This is a genomic window from Bradyrhizobium sp. SZCCHNR1053, from assembly GCF_032381235.1.
Taxonomy (GTDB): Bacteria; Pseudomonadota; Alphaproteobacteria; order Rhizobiales; family Xanthobacteraceae; genus Bradyrhizobium.
Genome location: NZ_JAUHJM010000002.1, coordinates 863,576 through 883,621, shown reverse-complemented (window position 1 = coordinate 883,621; position 20,046 = coordinate 863,576). Strand labels below are relative to the sequence as shown.

Here is a 20,046-nt window from a genome sequence, read left to right as displayed (position 1 = left end):
AGGTCCCGTAGCACGCTCTCGAACGCCGTGCGTGTGCGCAGGACGGAGCGGGCGTTTACGCCTCTCACGCCCGCCGCTATGCTTGGACATGTCTTCGGTTCACTCTGTCCTGCTCGACCTCGACGGCACCCTCATCGACTCCCAGCCCGGCATCGCCGCGAGCACCCTGGCGGCGTTGCGCGCGCTCGGGCATGCGCCGGACGAGACGCTCGATATCCGCAGTGTCATCGGGCCGCCGCTGCAGGACATGTTGCGGACGCTGCTGCAGGCCTATGACGACGACCGCGTCGACGAAGCGGTGACCGCCTATCGCCAGCATTACGGCGAGAGCGGACTGTTCGGCAGCGAACTCTATCCCGGCATTCGCGACGCTCTGCACGAGATGCATGGCGCGGGTTTGCGGCTCTATCTCGCGACATCCAAACGGGAGGTGTTCGCGCGCCGCATCCTCGAGCATCTGGATCTTGCGTCGCTGTTCGACGCCATCCACGGCTCGGTGCCGTCAGGCCTGCTGGACCACAAGCCGGAGCTGCTCGCGCATATTCTCACTGAGCGGAATATCGCGCCGTCCCACGGGATCATGGTCGGCGACCGCCGGCATGACATTGCTGGCGCCCACGCTGTCAGGATGCGCAGCCTGGGTGTGCTCTGGGGCTATGGCAGTCGCGACGAGCTCGAGACGGCCGGCGCGGACCGCCTCGTGGAAAGTCCCGCCGATCTCGCGTGCGCCGTGCTGTCGATACTGAAGGTCTAGCTCGATCACAACCTCCTGTGTTCGCGACACCCCGATCGGTTCGCGCGTCAACCTTGCGCCGGAACCGGAAAGCCGCGAATATTCGCGGCAGATCAGTTGTCATCACGGGACTATCACACACATGCAGTTCGACGACGTCATCCTCGGCCGCCGCAGCATCCGCGGCTACAAGCCCGATCCGGTGCCGCGGGCGCTGATCGAGGAAATCATTGCTCTGGCGATGCGCGCGCCGTCGTCGATGAACAGCCAGCCCTGGAATTTCTACGTCATCACAGGCGAGCCGCTGAACCGCATCCGCGCCGGCAACACCGAGCGGATGGTCGCCGGCGTCCCGCAGTCGCGTGAATTCCGTATCGGCCAGCCCTTCGCGGGCGCGCATCGCGAGCGCCAGGTGCAGGTCGCCAAGCAGTTGTTCTCCGCCATGGGCATCGCGCGCGACGACAAGGACAAGCGACAGGACTGGGTGCTGCGCGGCTTCCGCCAGTTCGACGCACCGGTCTGCATCATCGTCACCTATGATCGTGCGCTCGATGGCAGCGACGACACGCCGTTCGACTGCGGCGCCGTCACCAATGCGCTGGTCAACGCCGCCTGGTCGCGCGGCCTCGGCGCCGTCATCAACAGCCAGGGCATCATGCAATCGCCCGTGGTCCGCGAGCACGCCGGCATCGCCGACGATCAGGTCATCATGAAGAGCATCGCGCTCGGCTGGCCGGATCATGATTTCCCGGCCAATGCCGTAGTGTCGGAGCGGAAGCCGGTGAAGGAAGCGACGGTGTTCGTGGGGTTCGAGGACTAGACGGGCACCTCGGGGACCGCAGGGAACAACAGACGTCGTGGCTTCGATAGCTCGAAAAATCACAGATGCCTTATTGGATCAGACGGATACTTCTCAAGTCTGGAGAGCTCGTTACCGAGAAGGAGCTCCGTCGCGATGAAAATTATTGCGAAGGTATCGCGCCGATCGTCGGAGAGGTTCTGACCGTGCACTGTCGCGGGCGGACATTCCGCGCGGAAGTCGTCTGGGGAAACTGGCCCGGACGAGGTCATTCGGCCGATATGGTCGTGCCGCTCCGCGTCAAAGAGATCTAGCAGAAGAAACTCCGGCCAAAAAAGAACCTAGTCAGGGCGTCATTCGGCGCTGCCGATCGAGGCGAGGAGCACACGTCTTGCGTCAGCTATCGAAAAATTTGACGTCGAATTCCTCTTGCAGGATTTTGTTGTTGCTATTTTTCCGAAGTCGTGCTCTTGTCCGCGCATCCCGTCCTCATGCAGAGGGACGTACGCGTCGTCACGATACGTAGAGGCGGGAGCGGTGGCCGCGTGCCTGTCAGGCGCTCTTGCGCTGACGAACGGCAGCGCGCGGACGGTCAAGCCGTGTGGTCCTGGCGCCCCGATGCTGGCGCCAAGTTCGCGATGACGTTCGTGCGTCGTGGCGGGCGACGGGGGCAAACAAGCCGGTCCCCGGGGAGAGTACGGAGCAGCCGTTAAGCCCATCGCGCAGGGAGGGCCGGGATGTCTCGGCTGAACCTGTGGTACCTGCCGCCTGCATTTTTTTGAGCAGGCGGGCCATGGGGGCAGCCAGCTCCCGGCCTTCCCTGCGCCCTCGGCATTTTCGAGGGTCTTGATGCGATCAACTCGGGCGCGATGGCGCCGCGGGACGTGTTGATGCGTCTGTGCGCATCATGATGGTCTCGTCGAGTGGTCCCCCCCACCCCCGACCCCTCCCCGCAAGGGGGAGGGGAGAAGAGAGAGCGAGCCTCTCGCCAAATTCACTCGCAGAAGAGCGGAGAAGTTTCGTGTCAGCGAAGAACGCGGCCGCGGATTGGCCCCTCCCCCTTGCGGGGAGGGGGCGGGGGTGGGGGTCCCCGAAGCACTCTGTTAGTTATGAGCTCCTACGAGATAGCTCAAACCCAAGCGCGAACGTCGACGCGTGAACCTGCGATCCTCAGATCTTCAGCTCGCTTCCCGTCACCCGCCGGAACGCTTCGAGATAGCGCTGGCTGGTGGCATCCACCACGCTCTGCGGCAAAGGCGGCGGCGGGGCCTCGCCGTTCCAGCGGCCGGCCTTGCGCTCGGCGTCGAGATAGTCGCGCAGCGGCTGCTTGTCGAAGCTCGGCTGCGGCTGGCCCGGCTGATAGGCGTCGACCGCCCAGAAGCGCGACGAGTCCGGCGTCATCACCTCGTCGATCAGGATGATGTGGCCGTCCTTGTCGCGGCCGAACTCGAATTTTGTGTCGGCGATGATGATGCCCTGTTCGCGGGCGAGCGCCTCGCCGAGCGTATAGACCGCGCGCGTCATGCTCTCCAGCGTGTAGGCCGTCTCGTCGCCGACCACCTCGCGCATCCGCGCGATCGTGATGTTCTCGTCATGGCCGGTCTCGGCCTTGGTCGCCGGACTGAAGATCGCGGGCTCCAGCTTCTGACTCTCGACCAGGCCCGCAGGCAGCTGCTCGCCGGCGAGCGTGCCGCTCGCCGCGTATTCCTTCCACGCCGAGCCGGAGAGATAGCCGCGGATCACGCATTCGATCGGGAACACATTGGTGCGCTTGCACAGCATCGCCCGCCCGAGAATCTCCTGCCGGTGCGGCTTGAGCTCAGGCACTTGGTCGATGATCTCATCGGTATCGGCCGAGATCATGTGGTGATGCACGACGCCTTCGAGCGCATTGAACCAGTACGCCGAGATCTGCGTCAGCACCGCGCCCTTCATCGGGATGGTTTCGTTCATCACCACGTCGAAGGCGGAGATGCGGTCGGTGGTGAGCAGCAGCACGCGGTCGTCACCGACGGCATAGATGTCGCGGACCTTGCCGCGGCCGATTTCCGGGAGCGGCAGATTGCTGGTGAGGAGCGTGGTCATCGTGCGGGGCTTTCGAAACGGGAGCGTTGCGCTCTCAATAGCCTATTCCGGCAGCGGAATGAACTCGTGCTCCTGGGGAACGGCGGCGAAGCGGCCGGTTTTCCAATCCTGCTTGGCCTGCTCGATGCGTTCCTTGCTGGAGGAGACGAAATTCCACCACACGTGGCGCGGCCCTTCCAGCGCGTCGCCGCCGAGGAACATCATCCGGGTCGGCTTGACCGTGCGCACGCTGATGGCGTCTCCAGGGCGGAAGACCAGCAGCCGCGGTCCTTCGTGGCGTTCGCGCGCGATCTCGACCTCGCCGTCGACGATATAGATCGCGCGCTCCTCGTGGTCGGGATCGAGCGGCACGACCGTGCCGGCCTGCGCGGTGACCTCGACATAGAACCAGGGCGAGACCATCGTCACCGGCGAGGCCGCGCCGAACGCGCGGCCGGCGATGATGCGCGCGGAGAAGCCGGTGTCGCTGACCGTCGGCAGCGCGTCGGCCGCATAATGCTGGAAGCTCGGCGCGATCTCTTCGGATTCGACCGGCAGCGCGATCCAGCTCTGCAGGCCCAGCATCTTCTGCCCGTTCTGCCGCTGCAGGTCGGGCGTGCGCTCGGAATGGGCGATGCCGCGGCCCGCCGTCATCAGGTTCATCGCGCCGGGCTGGATCTCCCGCACGTTGCCCTCGCTGTCGCGATGCATGATGGAGCCGTCGAACAGATAGGTGACGGTGGCGAGGCCGATATGCGGGTGCGGCCGCACGTCCATGCCTTTGCCGGAGACGAACTGCACCGGGCCGAAATGATCGAAGAAGATGAACGGGCCGACCATCTGCCGCTGGCCATGCGGCAGCGCGCGCCGCACGGCGAAGCCGTCGCCGAGATCGCGGGTGCGCGGCACGATGACGTGCTCCAGCGCATCGCAGGAGGTGGGATCGCCGAACTCGGGATCGATCGATGGCTGCCAGCTCATGGGGCGCTCCTGCAATGCGGTCGCGCGAGCTTAGCAGCTTTGCTGAGGCGACGGCAGGGCAGGAGGTCGCGGTGGCGGCGCGATTTGAACGAAGCGAAGCTCCGGCCTAGAGTTCCGGCGCTGACAACGGACCCATGACGATGACGCTCGAAAGCCTCGATCTCGCGCTTCGCGCCGCCGCCATCGCGCTGCTGGCCGTGCTCGCCGTCGCGCTGGGACGCGATCTCGGCAGGCAATGGCGCGGCCGGCTCGCGATCGCGCTGGCGCTGGGCTCGGCCGCGCATGCCGCGACCTTCAACATCGGCGGCACGGCTGCGCCATCGCTCGCTTCCGCGCCGCTGATTGCGCTGGCGACCGCCGATATCGTCGTGCTCTGGCTGTTCTGCCGCGCGCTGTTCGACGACGGCTTTGCGTTGCGTTGGCTGCACGGCCTGATCTGGCTCGCGGTGTTCGGCTTCAGCCTGCTGAGCTGTCTCGTGCTGGGGCCTGCCGGACATGGACGGCTCGTGATCGTCGCCAATAATGTGCTGGCTCTCGGCTTCCTTGGCCTGACCTTGGCGCAGACCATCCGTTCCTGGGCGGCGGATCTCGTCGAGGGGCGGCGGCGCATCCGCGCCTTCGTCGTCATCGCGGCGATGGCCTACGGCGGCGTCAACGCGCTGCTGCAGATCGCGTCCGCCGGCAGCGGGCCGTCGGAGCTCGCCAATGTCATCAATGCGGCGATGTTCTTGGGCGTGGTCGGCGCCGTTGCGTTGATGCTGCTCAAGGTCGGTGCCGGCGACGTGCTCGCGCCGGAGACCCCGCAGGTCGAGACGCCGAGCGTGGCAGCGGCTACCGTGGTCGTCCCAGGGGCGGAGACGGCGGCCAACCGCAAGCTGGTCGACGCACTGATGCGGCTGATGGCGGACGAGCGGATCTACCGCCAGGAGAACGTCACCATCGGCATGCTGGCGACGCGGCTCTCCATTCCTGAATACCGGCTGCGGCGGCTGATCAATGGCGAGCTCGGCTACCGCAATTTCAATACCTTCCTCAACGCCCACCGCATCGAGGAGGCCAAGGCCGCGCTGGCCGATCCCGCCCAGGCCGAGGTGCCCGTGATCACCATCGCGATGGACGCCGGGTTCCAGTCGCTCGGCCCGTTCAACCGCGCCTTCAAGGCGGTGACCGGGGTGACGCCCACCGAATACCGGCGCATGAGGCTGTCGGCGGCGTGATGTTTTCGGCATTGAAATCGCGGAGGAATTCCGAAATCGGCGAGGTTGTTGTGGGTTTCGGCAAGTGCGCGTTTCGAAATCGGCGAGCGGCGGGGCTGCGCTTGCGGTGTCGTCCCGCCGGTCCACTTGCCGGAGCTTTCCATGACCCGCCGCCGCCTGCTGCCCGTCCTCGTTTCGACCGTCGCCCTGACCGCCCTCGCTTTGGGCGCCGCCCGGGCGCGCGACGTGCCCCAGGTGGCGACAGGCTTCATCGCCAGCGTGCTGTGCTCGGAGACCTTCGTCTCCGGTCTCGACCCGGACCGCACGCTCTCCGAGACGCGGGCCGCGATGCCCGGCGCCGGCCTGCTGAGCTGGGCGATGGATGTCCGCGTCGATCGCGCGGCCAAGGATGTCACCGTGACCCTACTCGGGCTCGGCCGCAGCCGTGCAGTGTTTCGCGACGGGCTCGGCTGCCATATGGATCATGGCGAGAGTCTGGACTGGCCGGCCATCCGGCCGTCCCAGCCGGCCTTGCTGCCCGGCACCGCTCTGCCGCACGGCGTGGCGCCGGTGACACCGGCGCTGACTGCGGCGCTCGATCGCGCCTTTGCCGAGCCGGAGGTGCCGCCGTTCCGGCGCACCCATGCCGTCGTGGTGATGAAGGACGGCAAGGTCATCGCCGAACGCTACGCGCCGGGCTTTGCGGTCGACACGCCGCTGCTCGGCTTCTCCGCGACCAAGTCGATGACCGCGACCTTGATCGGCATTCTCGTCCGCCAGGGCAAGCTCGCGCTGCATGCGCCCGCGCCGGTCGCGGCGTGGCAGAACGAGAGCGATCCGCGCCATGCCATCACCGTCGATCACCTCCTGCGCCACACCGCCGGGCTCGCGCTCGGCAGCTCGCTGCAGGCCTCGTTGGTGTCGGCGCTCGAGCCGGTCAACCGCATGAAGTTCGTCGAGCCCGACCGCGCCGCCTATGCCGAGTCCATCCAGCTCGAAACCACGCCGGGCGCGGCCTGGAACTATCACGATGGCAACACCATCATCCTTTCCCATCTCATCCGCGATGCCGCCGGCGGCAGCGCCGCGGACGTGCTGCGCTTTGCGCATCGCGAGCTGCTCGATCCGCTCGGCATGACCAGCGTCACGCTCGAGTTCGACGCCGCCGGCACGCCGGACGGATCGAGCCAGATGCTGGCGTCGGCGCGCGACTGGGCGCGACTCGGCCAGCTGTATCTCGACGACGGCGTCGTGGCTGGCCGCCGCATCCTGCCCGCCGGCTGGGTCGCGTATGTCAGCGCGCCGACACCCGGCGCGTTCGTCGGCCTCGGCGCCGGCTTCTGGACCAACAGTGGCGACAGCTTTGGCGCCAACTACCGCAGCTCCCATGGCTGGCCGCGCGACGCGTTCTTCGCCAAGGGCACGCTCGGCCAATATGTCATCGTCATCCCCTCCGAGCGTCTCGTCATTGCGCGTTTCGGGCGCACCGTGAACTGGCCGCCGGAGGCCGACGGCGTGGCGCAGCTCGTGAGCGACGTGATCGCGGCGACCCATGGGGAATGACGCATGCGCTACGCTCTCCCCAGCGCGGTGGCCTGCGCGACACGTTCGAACCGCTCCAGCGACAGGATCGCATCGGCGAAGCTCTGCGCGCGGTTGCTCAGCACCGGCCGGGCGAGCGTCAGAAACTTGTCGCTCATCGCCTGCGCCGAGGGGAACGAGGTCGGCTCGCCCGAGGGATCGTCGTGCAGCCGCTCGTGCACGCCGTCTTCCGTGGTGATGGTGACGCGCGCGCCGAACGGATGGCTGCGGCCGACCTCCAGCCTGTCGTCCTGCACCACGTCGAACTTGTCGGCGAGCGCATTGATCGCGATGTCACCCAGCCTGACGTAGTCGTCCCAGCCGAAGCGGCCCTGGTCGAGCGCCAGCGCGCCGGTGAAGAACATCGAGAACTGGCCGCCGACGATCGAGGTCGGATGGCGCTTGGTGGCGGCATCGCCCGTCAGGGTGATGCCGTTGCGATGCAGGCCGACCTCGACGCGCTTGACCTGGTCCGGAGTCAGATTGTGCTCGCGGCGCAGCGCGATGATGGCGTCGATCGCTGCATGGGTATAGCGGCAGCTCGGATACGGCTTCACGCCGATCTTCATCGTCTCATAGGTGAAGCCGAGCCCGGCGACGGCCTTGTCGTGATGCGGCGCGTCGGTGTAGCCGACCAGAAGACCGTGCTTGCCCTCGACGGATTCGATCGCGCCGACGAAGTCGTTCTTGGCGAGCGTCGCCGCGATCACGCCGTTCATCGCCGACGCGCCGACCTGATAGCGCTTGTTCCAGGCGCCGTTGACGAGAAACTGCAGCGAGCCCGCGGCCTGGCTGCCGGACACGCCGAAGGCGTAGATCAACTGCTGCTCCGACAGGCCGAACAGCTTGCCGGCAGCGGCAGCCGCGCCATAGGTGCCGGCGGTCGCCGTCGGGTGGAAGCCGCGGGCATAATGCGAGGTCGGATCGAGCGCGTTGCCGAGCCGGCAGCACACCTCGTAACCGGCGACGATCGCGGTCAGCACCTCGCGGCCGGACGCGCCGACCAGCTCGCCGACGGCGAACGCGGCCGGCACCACCGGCGCGCTCGGATGCAGCGAGGAATCGGCGTGGGTATCGTCGAAATCGAGCGAATGGCCCATCGTTCCGTTGAGCAGCGCCGCCACCGCCGGCGTCCAGGTTCTGTCGTCGCCGAATACGGTCGCCTCGCCCGCCGCATCGAGCTTCAGCGCCGCCAGCATCTTGACGATGGACGGCGTCGATTCCGCCTCGCGCCGGGCCCGGATGGCGCTGCCGAGGAAGTCGAGCGTCAGCACCTTGGCGCGGTCGAGCACCTCGGGCGGGATATCGTCATATTTCAGCTCCGCGACATAGGCGGCGAGCGTTGCGGTTTCCTGGGCCATCGTGTTTCCTCGCATCGTTGCAATGACCGTAGGCAAGCCGATTCCGCCTTTCAAGCCGGTTCGGCCGGGTGGGGAGCTGCCATGCCGGGATCGCGCTGGTGCTGTTCGAGGTGAGCGACTGATGATGTCCTTGAAGCGGCTGTTTGGCCGGTTGCGCGCCCGCAAGGCGCCGATGTCGCTGGCGGTTCGCGGCACGGTGGCGGCGACGCTTGCCTTCGCCATCGCCACGGCTTTTCAATTGAAGCTGCCGCTGTGGGCGGTGCTGACGTCGTTGATCGTGACGCAAGGCAGCGTGGGGCGCTCGCTGAAGGCAACGCGCGACTACATGTTCGGTACCATCGGCGGTGCCATCTATGGCGGCGCCATCACGGTCTTCATCCCGCATTCGGGCGAGCTGCAACTGCTCGGCATGCTGATCCTGGCGGTGACGCCGCTCGCTTTCGTCGCCGCGATCAATCCCAGCCTCAACGCCGCCACCGTGACGGCGGTCATCGTGCTGCTGGTGCCGACGATGGGCCATCTCGATCCGCTCGGCTCGGCGATCGACCGCGTGTTCGAGGTCGCGGTCGGCGCGCTGACCGGCCTCGCCGTATCGTTCATCGTGTTGCCGTCGCGCGCGCATGTGCAGATGCGTGCCGCGGCGGGGCGTCTGCTCGAACTGATCGCAGCCGCCTTCACCGAGCTGCTGGCCGGCCTGTCGCGCGGCCGCGACAACGACGCGCTGCATCGGATTCAGGACGGCATCGGCACCGCCCTGACCGAGTTGAACGCGACCGGCGCCGAGGCCGAGCGCGAGCGCTCGGCGCGGCTGTCCTCCGGCGCCGATACCGGCCCGCTGCTGCGGACGATCCTGCGCCTGCGCCACGACGTCGTGATGATCGGCCGTGCCAGCGTGGTGCCGCTGCCATCCGAGCTGCAGGCGCGCTTGTCGGGACCGGTGTCGCGCGTCAGCGATGCCATCGCGAGCTATCTGCGCGGCTGTGCCGCGGCCATCCGCAACGGCTCCGGTCCGCCGCCGATCTGGCCGATCCACGTCGCGGTGAAGGCCTATGCGGAAGAGGTCGCCGCCGTCCGCAGCGACGGTCTCACGCGGGGCCTGCCGGGTGACGCCGCCGAGCGCTTCTTCGCACTCGGCTTCTCGCTGGAGCAGATGCGCCAGAACCTGATCGACCTCGAGCGCGTCGTTGCCGAATGGGCGGGAGCGTCGACCGGGAAGCCGCATCGACCGGAGCGCGACGAGACGCCGGATACAGCGGGGGCCTGATCTCCTCATCGCGACAACCGCAGGAAGCGCAGCACCAGCAGGGCCGCATAGATGGCGGTGCCGATCGACAGCCCGATCCAGATTCCGATCGCGCCGAGCTTGGTGTGCAGGCCAAGCACGTAGGATGCGGGAAAGCCGATCAGCCAATAGCCGAGCACGGCGAGCAGCAGCGGCACGCGCGTGTCCTTGATGCCGCGCAGCGCGCCGACCGCGATGGTTTGCAGCGCATCGGTGATGAAGAAGGTCGTGCCGACCAGGAGCAGCGTGGCGGCGAGTGCCGCAGTCGCCGCGGCATCGGCGAGGCCGGCGCCAAGAAACAGCTGCACGATCTCGAACCGCGCAAGGATGATGCCGAGCGTGAACAGCATGGCAAGGACGAGGCCGAGCAGCATCGCCATCAGGCCGGCGCGGCGCACACCGTGCGCATCGTTGCGGCCGGCCGCATGACCGACGCGCACCGTCGCGGCCATGCTGATGCCGAACGGCACCATGAACAGGATCGCCGTGATCTGCAGTGCAATCTGATGCGCGGCGAGAGCGGCCGTGCTGATCAGTCCCATCAGGATCGCCGCCGCCGAGAACAAGCCATATTCGAGCAGGAACGACAGCGAGATCGGAGCGCCGATGATCAGGAGCTGCCGCATCAGCCGCCAGTCGATGCGCCCGAGCCCGGCCAGGACATGATAGTCGCGGAACGGCGGGCGCAACGCGGCGAACCACAGACCGGCAAGAAACGTTCCCAGGTTGACGGTCGAGGTGGCGAGGCCGACGCCGGCCAGGCCGAGCTGCGGAAAACCCCAGTGGCCATAGAGCAGCGGATAGACCAGCAGCGCGTTGAGCGGGATCGCGGCCAAGGTGATCCAAAGCACCGGCTCAGGGCGGTTGACGGCGCCCATGAAGCTGCGCAGCGCCAGGAACCACAGCATCGGCGCAATGCCCCAGGCGAGGCCGGCCAGATAGTCCTGCGCGAGATGCGCCACGCCCGGCGCCTGTCCGAGTGCGAGCAGGATGACCTCGCCGTTCAGCGCGATCAGCATGATCGGCAACGCGATGAACAGCCCGGCCCACAGCCCGACGCGCAGCGCGCGCCGGACCAGCCCGGCATCGGCCGCGCCGAACGCCTGCGCGGCGAGCGGCGCCACCGCGGACATCAGACCCATGCCGAAGGTCGAGCCGACGAAGTAGACGGTGCCCGCTAACGCGGCCGCTGCAACGGCATCGCCGCCGAGACGGCCGATGAAGGCGAGATCGGTCGACATCATCGCGATCTGCGACAGCTGCGTCAGCGCCATCGGCGCGGCGAGGCGGACCGTCTCCCAGAGTTCGAGCGCGAGAGAAGGTGTCGGCGCCGCCGGCGGCGGCGCGTGGTCGGTTCCGGCTGTGGAGGTCATGATCGAGGCTATAGCAGTCCCCGCAGTGTCGTGCACATCACGCCGTCGTCGTCATGGGCCGTGCGAGATGCGAGCGTCGCGGCAACATCATCGTTGGAGCTTGGGTTCGCGACGTCGGCCATCGCGGACTGCTCTCGTGCCGAACCAGATCGGATCGGACGGCCACACACGTTCCCGCGGCACGGCGCGCCCGGGTGATGCTCGATTTGCTCCCCTCGAACAGGAAGAGGGGCAGGGAAGGCCGGGTGCTTGACCACACCCATGGCCCGCCTGCAAAAGATAAGCAGGCGGCAGTCACCACAGGTGGGCCGCACATCCGGCCTTCCCTGCGCTATGGTTGGAACGGCTTATACGTACTCTCCCCGGGGACCGAGCTTGTTTGCCCCCGTCACCTTGCGGATCGCCCGCCGGCTTGACCTCAGCGTCGGGAGGCCAGGACCATACGATTTCGCCGTACACGGCCGCTCCTTCGTCCACGCGCCAGCCTCGAGGAAACCTCAAGTGCGCGCTGTGAGCCGCCGCATCCATCGCATCCCACCCTCAACGTCCGTGACGATCGCGAAGCGCCCCTCTCATGAGGACGGGATGGCCGCAGTATTTCTGACTTTCGGAATAAAAGCAAGCGTAAAATTCGGAAAGGCGTGAATAGTGAAATCGCGGCTTGGCTGATAGCTCCGCAGTTCGATGTGTTCACCGTCATTGCGAGCGCAGCGAGGCCAGTCAGATTGCCTCCGCGGAGCTCCGGATTGCTTCGCTGTGCCCTCGCAATGGCGGCGGGAAGTGAGTGAAACGCTTGCGCGGAATCAGGCGGCCGTTGCGACCTGCCGGAGCATCGCTTTCACGACGAGGCGGTGAAACGGCTTGATGACGGTGAGATAGACGCGGCCGAGAACGTTGTGGGTCTGCACCAAAGTGGTCGCTGTCACCTGCGACGTTGCGCGATGAGAGGAGACGTCGACCAGGACGCGAAAGTCCAGATGCTTGTCGTCGAAGCCGAGCACGAGCCGTGCCGGCGTTTCGTCGACGACCGGAAACATCCCGATCAGAGGACGTGGGTTGTCTGGGTCCGCGCCCGAGGTCTTCAGACCGAAGGGCCTGACCAGCAGGTTGCGGAGCTTCAGGAGCGCCGCCATCCACCAGGGCGCGTGGCCGAGCATGCGCTCGGCCGCCGTGCGGGCATCGATGTCCGGCTCGTCAATCGTGATGCGAAAGGCATCGGCGAACTCCGCGCCCGCGAGCCATCTGGTACGGTCGATGTTGGGAGTGATCTCGCTGATGGCCATGTGCAGTGAGCCTCACATGTCACGGTTGTGCCCGCGCTGTGCGCGATGCGGAGCATCATCGCACGCTCATGTTCGCGAAGCCAGCGCGCGAATGGCATAGCGCTACGGCCGGTCATTCGTCATTGCTTCGCTTCGCGCCTCGCTCGCAACGACGTCGGAGAAATGCTGCGTGAATGGCGCTACCGCCCGCGTTCCGGCACGCGCGTGATCTTGGCGCCGAGCGCGTTCAGCCGCTCGTCGATGCGCTCGTAGCCGCGCTCGATCTGGTCGGCATTGTCGATATACGAGGTCCCCTCGGCGCACAGCGCGGCCAGCAGCATGGCCATGCCGGCGCGGATGTCGGGGGAGACGACGCGGGCGCCGCGCAGCCGGCTGGGGCCGGCGACGATGGCACGGTGCGGGTCGCACAGCACGATGCGCGCGCCCATCGAGATCAGCTTGTCGACGAAGAACATCCGCGACTCGAACATCTTCTCGAACATCAGGATCACGCCCTCGCATTGCGTGGCGGTGACGAGTGCGATCGACATCAGGTCGGCGGGAAAGGCCGGCCAGGGCTGGTCCTCCAGCTTCGGCACGTGGCCGCCGAAATCGTCCTTGATCCGCAGCGTCTGCTCCGAGGGCACGATGAGATCGTCGCCGGCAACCTCGCAGACGATGCCGAGCCGCTCGAAACCCATGCGGATCGAGCGTAGATGCTCGGTGCCGGCGCGCACGATGCGTAAGGGAGAGCGCGTCACGGCGGCAAGGCCGATCAGCGAGCCGACCTCGATGTGATCGGGCTGGATCGAGTAGCTCGCCTGGCCGAGCGTGCTGGCGCCATGAATCACCATCGTGTTGGTGCCGATGCCCTCGATGTTGGCCCCGAGCGCCACCAGGAAATGCGCAAGGTCCTGCACGTGCGGCTCGGAGGCGGCGTTGCGCAAGTAAGTCGTGCCGTGGGCGGCCACCGCGGCCACCAACGCGTTCTCCGTCGCGGTGACACTGGGCTCGTCGAGGAAGACGTCGGCGCCCTTCAGGCCGGAGGCGCGCAGCTCGATCTTGTCGGTTGCGGTGACGGTGGCGCCGAGCTGCTCGAAGGCGAGGAAATGGGTGTCGAGGCGGCGCCGGCCGATGACGTCGCCGCCTGGCGGCGGCAGCGCCACTTCGCCGCAGCGGGCGAGCAGGGGCCCTGCCAGCAGGATCGACGCGCGGATGCGCGCGCAGAGGTCCGGATCGAGGTCCGCGGCGCGGATCTCCTTGGCATGGATCGTGAGCCTGTTCCGGCCGCGCCATTCGGCGGAGGCGCCGACCGAGCGCACCAGCTCGACCAGCGTCTCGGTGTCGCGGATGCGCGGCACGTTGTCGAGCGTGACCGGATGCTCGGTCAGCAGCGCGGCGGCGATGATAGGCAGGGCGGCGTTCTTGTTGCCGGACGGCTCGATCGCGCCCTTGAGCCGGTGACCCCCCTCGACGATGTATTGAATGGGCGCCATGCGCGAAAAGTCCGTTCTGAGATGGTGATTCGCCCGGGGACCGGCGAAAGCGGAACATCGATCTTCAACGGAATTAACACGGAAGGGACGGGCAGGCCACTGCTCCGCGGACTCAGGGTACGCCTGGTCGTCTATCGCGCCAGTGCGCGGTATCCTCGGGCTGGACGTCGCGACTACACGTCCACGTTCGCCGAAAGCGAGTTGTCCTGGATGAACTCGCGGCGCGGCTCGACCACGTCGCCCATCAGCTTGGTGAAGATGTCGTCGGCCTCGTCGACCTCCTTGACCTTCACCTGCAGCAGGGTGCGCGCGTCGGTGTCGAGCGTGGTCTCCCAGAGCTGTTGCGGGTTCATCTCGCCGAGGCCCTTGTAACGCTGCATGTTGATGCCCTTGCGGCCGGCATCGGTGACCGCCTCGAACAAATCGACCGGGCCATGGATCACGGTCTGGACGTCGCCACGGCGCAAGGCGCCGGGCTTCGCATAGGCCTCCTGCAGGCGGGCCGCATATTCGTCCAGCTTGCGGGCATCGACGGACGCGAGCAATGCGTCGTCGATGACTGCGACGTCCTTGACGCCCCGCACGGTGCGCTCGAAGGTGAAGCCCTGGCCCTCGACGAAGTGGCCGATCCAGCCGCGCTCGACCTCGTCGGCCAGCACGTCGAGCCGTTTTGCGATGTAGGCGGCCGCGGCGTCCGCCGTCGGGATATCGCGGGTGATGTCGGGGCGCAGGACGCCGGCGATCGCGGCCTGCTCGACGACCTTGCGGTCGTAGCGCGTGTGCAGGTTGCGCAGGATGTTGCGGACGAGACGCGCTTCCTCGACCAGCGCCAGGAGGTCGCGGCCCTTGCGCTCCTCGCCTTCCGCCGTCTTGAACACGCAATCGTCAAGGCCGGTGCCGATCAGGTAGTCCTCGAGCGCGCGCTCGTCCTTCAAATACTGCTCGGACTTGCCGCGCGTCACTTTGTAGAGCGGCGGCTGCGCGATGTAGAGGTGGCCGCGATCGATGATCTCGCGCATCTGCCGGTAGAAGAAGGTGAGCAGCAGCGTGCGGATGTGGGCGCCGTCGACGTCGGCGTCCGTCATCACGATGATCTTGTGATAGCGCAGCTTGTCGATCGAGAAATCGTCGCTGATGCCGGTTCCGAGCGCGGTGATCAGCGTGCCGATCTGCTCGCTCGACAGCATCTTGTCCGGACGCACGCGTTCGACATTGAGGATCTTGCCGCGCAACGGCAGCACCGCCTGGAACTCGCGGTTGCGGCCCTGCTTGGCGCTGCCGCCGGCCGAGTCGCCCTCGACGATGAACAGCTCCGACTTGGCCGGATCCTTCTCCTGGCAGTCGGCGAGCTTGCCGGGCAGCGAGGAGACGCTGAGCGGGCTCTTGCGGGTCAGCTCGCGCGCCTTGCGCGCGGCCTCGCGTGCCGCCGCGGCCTGGATCACCTTGCCGACGATCGTCTTGGCCTCGCCCGGATGCTCCTCGAACCAGGCGGCGAGCGCCTCGTTCAACACGTTCTCGACCACGGGCCGCACCTCCGAGGACACCAGCTTGTCCTTGGTCTGCGACGAGAATTTCGGATCCGGCACCTTCACGGAAAGAACGGCGGTGAGACCCTCGCGACAGTCGTCGCCGGTCAGCGCGATCTTTTCCTTCTTCGCATTGGCCTCGGCGTAGCCGTTGACCTGGCGCGTCAGCGCGCCGCGGAAACCGGCGAGATGCGTGCCGCCGTCACGCTGCGGAATGTTGTTGGTGAAGCACAGCACGTTCTCATGATAGCTGTCGTTCCACCACAGCGCCGCTTCCACGGTGATGCCGTTGACCTCCGAGCGCACCATGATCGGTGCCGGGACGATCGCTTTCTTGTTGCGGTCGAGATATTTGACGAACTCCTCGACGCCGCCGTCGTAGCGCATCTCTTCGCGCTTCTCGACCGCGTGGCGCATGTCGGAGAGCACGATGTTGACGCCGGAATTGAGGAAGGCGAGCTCGCGCAGGCGATGCTCGAGCGTGGCGTAGTCGTATTCGACGTTCTTGAACGTCTCCGTCGAGGCGAGGAACGTCACCTCGGTGCCGCGCTTGCCCTTGGCCTCGCCGACCACCTTCAGCGGCGCAATCGCGTCGCCATGGGCGAACTCGATGAGATGCTCCTTGTTGTCGCGCCAGACCCGAAGCTGCAGCTTGCTCGACAGCGCGTTGACCACGGAGACGCCGACGCCATGTAGACCGCCGGACACCTTGTAGGAGTTCTGGTCGAACTTTCCGCCGGCGTGCAGCTGGGTCATGATGACCTCGGCGGCGGACACACCTTCGCCCTTGTGAATGTCGACCGGAATGCCGCGGCCGTCGTCGCGTACGGTGACCGAATTGTCCGGATTGAGCACCACCTCGACCGCAGTGGCGTGACCGGCCAGCGCCTCGTCGATCGCGTTGTCGACGACCTCGTAGACCATGTGATGCAGGCCGGAGCCGTCATCGGTATCGCCGATATACATGCCCGGGCGCTTGCGCACGGCATCCAGGCCCTTCAACACCCGGATCGATTCTGCGCCGTACTCGTTCGCGGTTGCAGGCTCGTTGTCGGCGATGGTTTGCCGGGCGGGTTCGGTCATGTGGGGCCTTCGGAAGGGGTGGTCGAATCGGCATCGCAGATCGCATGCCGAGAGCGCTCTTTCTCTCACGAAAGAAGCCACGCGCCTAGCGCAAAGTGGTACTTCGTAAGACATTGAAGAGATAGCGCTTTTTAACGGTTTTTCAAGGCCTGGCGAGGGTCGTTTTCGTCCCCTCCGAAAGCCGGATTCAGGCCCTTCTCGCGGCTGGTTTTGAGGCGTGCAGCGGGGCGCTTTCGCGTGCGATTCAGGGAACGAGTCACGTGTGCCGCGGCAGGCGCCTCCTCAGTAGAGCGGGAGCGGCAGGGCGGTGCCACCCGGGCCAACCATCAGGCCCGAGGCACGCCGGCGGCGAGCTCCAGCGTGTCGCTCACGGCGGGCCGCCGGGCGATCTTCAGTCGCCGACCTTGCCGAGCACGGGCATCGCTCTGGCTCTCGGCAGGGATGTGGGGCTCGTCGCCGAGCGCTTGGGCGCCGGCAGGTGCCTGCCGTCCAACGACAGCTCCTTGAACCGGCGAACTGACAGGTTCAGCGGCGGAGCGAGTTACCGCCGCGCGCTGATCCGCCCCGCCTCGACGTCGAAGATCTCGCCGAGCTCGCGTAGTTCGGCAAACGCCGCGGGATCGGCGCCGGTCAGCCATACCTGGGCACCGAGCGTGCCCAGCTCGGCGAACAAAGCGGTGCGGCGGCCGGGATCGAGATGGGCCACGATCTCGTCCAGCAGCAGCATCGGCACGATGCCGGTGGTCTCGGCCACGAGCGTCGCATGCGCAAGGATGAGACCGATCAGCAGCGCCTTCTGCTCGCCGGTCGACGCGTCGCGCGCCGGCATGTTCTTCGGCGCATAGACGACATGGAGATCGGTGAGATGCGGGCCGTCGAGCGTGCGGCCGGCGGCGGCATCGCGCGCGCGATTGTCGCGCAGGACAGCGCGATAGCGGTCCTCCACCGCGAGCGCGGGTTCGGTCAGCAGCGCATTCTCCATCCAGCCGTCGAGCGCAATCTCGGCGGACGGGAACGCGGAGGCAGCACCGCGCTGACGCAGCATCGCAGCGAGCTTCACCGCGGTCTGGCCGCGGCTGGCAGCGACGGCGACCGCGAGCTCCGCAGTCTCGCGCTCGATGGCGTCACACCAATGGTCGTCGAAATTGCGCACCTCGAGCAGCCGGTTGCGCGAGCGCAACGAGCGCTCCAGCGCCGACACCCGGCTCGAATGCGCGCTGTCGATCGCCAGCACCAGGCGGTCGAAGAAGCGCCGTCGCTCCGATGCCGCGCCCATGAACAGGCCGTCCATCGCCGGCGTCAGCCACACCATGCGAATGTGGTCGCCGAAGGCGGCCGCCGAGCCGACCGGCTCGCGGTCGATGCGGCAGCGGCGCGTGGTGTTCGCATCGTTGCGCGGCGGCTCGATGCCGGTGCCGAAGGTCGTCAGCCCCAGCGCGCCCTCGACCTCCGCCGAGACCGCCCACGACCCGTCGCCCTGGTTGTCGGCGACGTCCTCCAGGGTGGCACGGCGCAGGCCGCGGCCCGGCGCGAAGAACGAGATCGCCTCCAGGCAATTGGTCTTGCCGGCGCCGTTGGCCCCGACCAGCGCGACCATGTCCGCCTGCACGCTCACGCTGGCAGCGCGATAGCTGCGGAAATGCGTCAGCGCGAGGCGGTTGATGCGGGAGGGGGTCATCGGGAGGAGCTGGGACCTTGATTCGTCATTGCCGGGCTTGACCCGGCAATCCATCGTCCGCGTCAGCGGACTATTTCATCATATAGATCGCGCCAGTCAGGATTGCTCGCGACGATCAGGTCGATCTTCCATTCACGCGACCAGTGCTCGATATTCTTCTCACGCTGCAGCGCCGCCGCGATTGTTTCATGCGTCTCGAAGTAGACGAGGCGCTTGATGCCATAGCGGCGCGTAAAGCTCTCTGCGAGACCTTCGCGGTGCTCATAGACGCGCCGGACGAGATCATTGGTCACGCCGACATACAGCGTGCCGCCCGGCTTGCTCGCGAGAATGTAAACCCAGTAGGCCATTTGTAAGGATGGATGGCCGGGTCAAGCCCGGCCATGACGGGTTAAACTCGATCTCGCAGCAGTCTCGCCTCACACCCGCATCGGCATCAGCACATACAGCGCGTTGCGGTTGTCGCGGTCCTGGATCAGGGTCGGCGAGCCCGGATCGGCGAGCCGGAGCACGGCGACCTCGCCCTCGATCTGCGCGGCGATGTCGAGCAGATAGCGCGAGTTGAAGCCGATATCGAGCGCGTCCGAGGCGTACTCGACCTCGAGCTCTTCGGTCGCGCTGCCGGAATCCGGGTTGGTGACGGAGAGCACCAGCTTGCCGGGGGAGAGCGCGAGCTTCACGGCGCGGCCGCGCTCGGAGGAAATGGTGGAGACGCGGTCGACGGCGGCGGCGAAATCGGCCTTGTCAACGACCAGCTCCTTGTCGTTGTTCTGCGGAATGACGCGGCCGTAATCCGGGAAGGTGCCGTCGATCAGCTTCGAGGTCAGCACCACCTGTCCCAGCGTGAACCGGATCTTGCCCTGCGACAGCTCGATCCTGATCTCGCTGTCATTGTCCTCGATCAGCCGCTGCACCTCGCCCACGGTCTTGCGCGGCACGATCACGCCCGGCATCTCGGCGGCGCCGGCAGGCTGGGGCAGGTCGACCTGGGCGAGGCGGTGGCCGTCGGTGGCGACGGCGCGCAGGGTCGGTTGCTTGGTGGTGCCGCCGGCGTGCAGATAGATGCCGTTCAGGTAATAGCGCGTCTCCTCGGTGGAGATCGCGAACTGCGTGCGGTCGATCAGGCTCTTGACGTCCTTGGCGGGAACCCCGAACGCATGTGTCATGTCGCCCGCGGCGAGATCCGGGAAGTCGCTCTCCGGCAGGGTCTGCAAGGTGAACTTGGAACGGCCGGCGCGGATCGCGAGCACTGCGCGCTCGCCGTCGCTCTCCAGCACGATCTGCGAGCCGTCCGGCAGCTTGCGGACGATGTCGTAGAACATGTGCGCCGGAACGGTGGTTGAGCCCGCGGTGGCAGTCTCGGCGGCCAGGGTTTCCGTCACTTCGAGATCGAGATCGGTCGCGCGCAGCGACAGCCGGGCATTCTCGGCGCGGACCAGCACGTTACCCAGGATCGGGATGGTGTTGCGCCGCTCGACCACACGATGGACGTGGCCCAGCGACTTCAGGAGCTGTGCGCGTTCGACGGTCACCTTCATTGCACTATACCCGCCCGTTCCAACTGAGCTTGTCCTGGAATGCCGGCGGGCTGAACAGCGCCGCGGCCGATGGCACCTCGCGCCCGAACGGCG

The 20,046-nt window shown here is 66.8% G+C and carries 15 protein-coding genes; 5 read left to right on the top strand and 10 right to left on the bottom strand.

Annotated features, from left to right (window positions below; translation table 11 throughout):
• Positions 1 to 88: 88 nt before the first annotated feature.
• Complete coding sequence (locus tag QX051_RS08915) at positions 89 to 754, top strand: HAD hydrolase-like protein (protein WP_315775798.1); 666 nt, start codon at positions 89 to 91, stop codon at positions 752 to 754.
• Between the two features lie 121 nt (positions 755 to 875).
• Positions 876 to 1,553, top strand: coding sequence for a nitroreductase (locus QX051_RS08910; protein WP_315775797.1), 678 nt, complete (start codon positions 876 to 878; stop codon positions 1,551 to 1,553).
• A gap of 1,149 nt (positions 1,554 to 2,702) precedes the next feature.
• On the opposite strand, the gene QX051_RS08905 is transcribed toward QX051_RS08910, so the two are convergent.
• Together QX051_RS08905 and QX051_RS08900 are read right to left on the bottom strand one after the other, a co-directional pair.
• Complete coding sequence (locus QX051_RS08905; protein WP_315775796.1) at positions 2,703 to 3,617, bottom strand: phosphoribosylaminoimidazolesuccinocarboxamide synthase; 915 nt, start codon at positions 3,615 to 3,617, stop codon at positions 2,703 to 2,705.
• Positions 3,618 to 3,659: 42 nt separating this feature from the next.
• Positions 3,660 to 4,577 carry a pirin family protein gene (locus tag QX051_RS08900; RefSeq protein WP_315775795.1) on the bottom strand — a complete coding sequence of 306 codons (918 nt, stop codon included), beginning with the start codon at positions 4,575 to 4,577 and terminating at the stop codon, positions 3,660 to 3,662.
• A gap of 140 nt (positions 4,578 to 4,717) precedes the next feature.
• Here QX051_RS08900 and QX051_RS08895 point away from each other — a divergent pair, with 140 nt between their 5' ends.
• Positions 4,718 to 5,794, top strand: a complete 1,077-nt coding sequence (locus QX051_RS08895; protein ID WP_315775866.1) for a helix-turn-helix domain-containing protein — start codon at positions 4,718 to 4,720, stop codon at positions 5,792 to 5,794.
• A gap of 141 nt (positions 5,795 to 5,935) precedes the next feature.
• The gene (locus QX051_RS08890; protein WP_315775794.1) at positions 5,936 to 7,336 is read left to right on the top strand and encodes a serine hydrolase; all 1,401 of its coding nucleotides are present in this window, start codon (positions 5,936 to 5,938) and stop codon (positions 7,334 to 7,336) included.
• 8 nt (positions 7,337 to 7,344) lie between these two features.
• On the opposite strand, the gene QX051_RS08885 is transcribed toward QX051_RS08890, so the two are convergent.
• Positions 7,345 to 8,715: an MmgE/PrpD family protein gene (locus QX051_RS08885; RefSeq protein WP_315775793.1), complete on the bottom strand. Its 1,371-nt coding sequence runs from the start codon at positions 8,713 to 8,715 to the stop codon at positions 7,345 to 7,347.
• 121 nt (positions 8,716 to 8,836) lie between these two features.
• On the opposite strand from QX051_RS08885, the gene QX051_RS08880 reads away from it, so the two are divergent.
• The gene (locus QX051_RS08880; RefSeq protein ID WP_315775792.1) at positions 8,837 to 9,979 is read left to right on the top strand and encodes an FUSC family protein; all 1,143 of its coding nucleotides are present in this window, start codon (positions 8,837 to 8,839) and stop codon (positions 9,977 to 9,979) included.
• Positions 9,980 to 9,984: 5 nt separating this feature from the next.
• On the opposite strand, the gene QX051_RS08875 is transcribed toward QX051_RS08880, so the two are convergent.
• From QX051_RS08875 to dnaN, 7 genes are all read right to left on the bottom strand, one after another.
• Positions 9,985 to 11,370 carry an MATE family efflux transporter gene (locus QX051_RS08875; RefSeq protein WP_315775791.1) on the bottom strand — a complete coding sequence of 462 codons (1,386 nt, stop codon included), beginning with the start codon at positions 11,368 to 11,370 and terminating at the stop codon, positions 9,985 to 9,987.
• 803 nt (positions 11,371 to 12,173) lie between these two features.
• Positions 12,174 to 12,653 carry a DUF2867 domain-containing protein gene (locus QX051_RS08870; protein WP_315775790.1) on the bottom strand — a complete coding sequence of 160 codons (480 nt, stop codon included), beginning with the start codon at positions 12,651 to 12,653 and terminating at the stop codon, positions 12,174 to 12,176.
• A gap of 179 nt (positions 12,654 to 12,832) precedes the next feature.
• Positions 12,833 to 14,128, bottom strand: coding sequence for a UDP-N-acetylglucosamine 1-carboxyvinyltransferase (gene murA / locus QX051_RS08865; RefSeq protein WP_315715017.1), 1,296 nt, complete (start codon positions 14,126 to 14,128; stop codon positions 12,833 to 12,835).
• A gap of 173 nt (positions 14,129 to 14,301) precedes the next feature.
• Positions 14,302 to 16,737: a DNA topoisomerase (ATP-hydrolyzing) subunit B gene (gene gyrB / locus QX051_RS08860; protein ID WP_315775789.1), complete on the bottom strand. Its 2,436-nt coding sequence runs from the start codon at positions 16,735 to 16,737 to the stop codon at positions 14,302 to 14,304.
• Positions 16,738 to 17,278: 541 nt separating this feature from the next.
• On the bottom strand, positions 17,279 to 18,415 hold the full coding sequence (gene recF / locus QX051_RS08855; RefSeq protein WP_315775788.1) for a DNA replication/repair protein RecF: 1,137 nt from the start codon (positions 18,413 to 18,415) through the stop codon (positions 17,279 to 17,281).
• Between the two features lie 62 nt (positions 18,416 to 18,477).
• Positions 18,478 to 18,765, bottom strand: a complete 288-nt coding sequence (locus tag QX051_RS08850; RefSeq protein WP_315775787.1) for a GIY-YIG nuclease family protein — start codon at positions 18,763 to 18,765, stop codon at positions 18,478 to 18,480.
• Between the two features lie 69 nt (positions 18,766 to 18,834).
• Positions 18,835 to 19,953 carry a DNA polymerase III subunit beta gene (gene dnaN / locus QX051_RS08845; protein WP_315775786.1) on the bottom strand — a complete coding sequence of 373 codons (1,119 nt, stop codon included), beginning with the start codon at positions 19,951 to 19,953 and terminating at the stop codon, positions 18,835 to 18,837.
• Positions 19,954 to 20,046 lie beyond the last annotated feature (93 nt).

Bases quoted from the DNA above. Each gene is read 5' to 3' on its own strand.
- QX051_RS08905 (WP_315775796.1), bottom strand. From the start codon at position 3,617: ATGACCACGCTCCTCACCAGCAATCTGCCGCTCCCGGAAATCGGCCGC.
- QX051_RS08910 (WP_315775797.1), top strand. From the start codon at position 876: ATGCAGTTCGACGACGTCATCCTCGGCCGCCGCAGCATCCGCGGCTAC.
- QX051_RS08875 (WP_315775791.1), bottom strand. From the start codon at position 11,370: ATGACCTCCACAGCCGGAACCGACCACGCGCCGCCGCCGGCGGCGCCG.
- QX051_RS08885 (WP_315775793.1), bottom strand. From the start codon at position 8,715: ATGGCCCAGGAAACCGCAACGCTCGCCGCCTATGTCGCGGAGCTGAAA.
- QX051_RS08850 (WP_315775787.1), bottom strand. From the start codon at position 18,765: ATGGCCTACTGGGTTTACATTCTCGCGAGCAAGCCGGGCGGCACGCTG.
- murA (WP_315715017.1), bottom strand. From the start codon at position 14,128: ATGGCGCCCATTCAATACATCGTCGAGGGGGGTCACCGGCTCAAGGGC.
- gyrB (WP_315775789.1), bottom strand. From the start codon at position 16,737: ATGACCGAACCCGCCCGGCAAACCATCGCCGACAACGAGCCTGCAACC.
- QX051_RS08915 (WP_315775798.1), top strand. From the start codon at position 89: ATGTCTTCGGTTCACTCTGTCCTGCTCGACCTCGACGGCACCCTCATC.
- QX051_RS08870 (WP_315775790.1), bottom strand. From the start codon at position 12,653: ATGGCCATCAGCGAGATCACTCCCAACATCGACCGTACCAGATGGCTC.
- QX051_RS08900 (WP_315775795.1), bottom strand. From the start codon at position 4,577: ATGAGCTGGCAGCCATCGATCGATCCCGAGTTCGGCGATCCCACCTCC.
- QX051_RS08895 (WP_315775866.1), top strand. From the start codon at position 4,718: ATGACGCTCGAAAGCCTCGATCTCGCGCTTCGCGCCGCCGCCATCGCG.
- recF (WP_315775788.1), bottom strand. From the start codon at position 18,415: ATGACCCCCTCCCGCATCAACCGCCTCGCGCTGACGCATTTCCGCAGC.
- QX051_RS08890 (WP_315775794.1), top strand. From the start codon at position 5,936: ATGACCCGCCGCCGCCTGCTGCCCGTCCTCGTTTCGACCGTCGCCCTG.
- QX051_RS08880 (WP_315775792.1), top strand. From the start codon at position 8,837: ATGATGTCCTTGAAGCGGCTGTTTGGCCGGTTGCGCGCCCGCAAGGCG.
- dnaN (WP_315775786.1), bottom strand. From the start codon at position 19,953: ATGAAGGTGACCGTCGAACGCGCACAGCTCCTGAAGTCGCTGGGCCAC.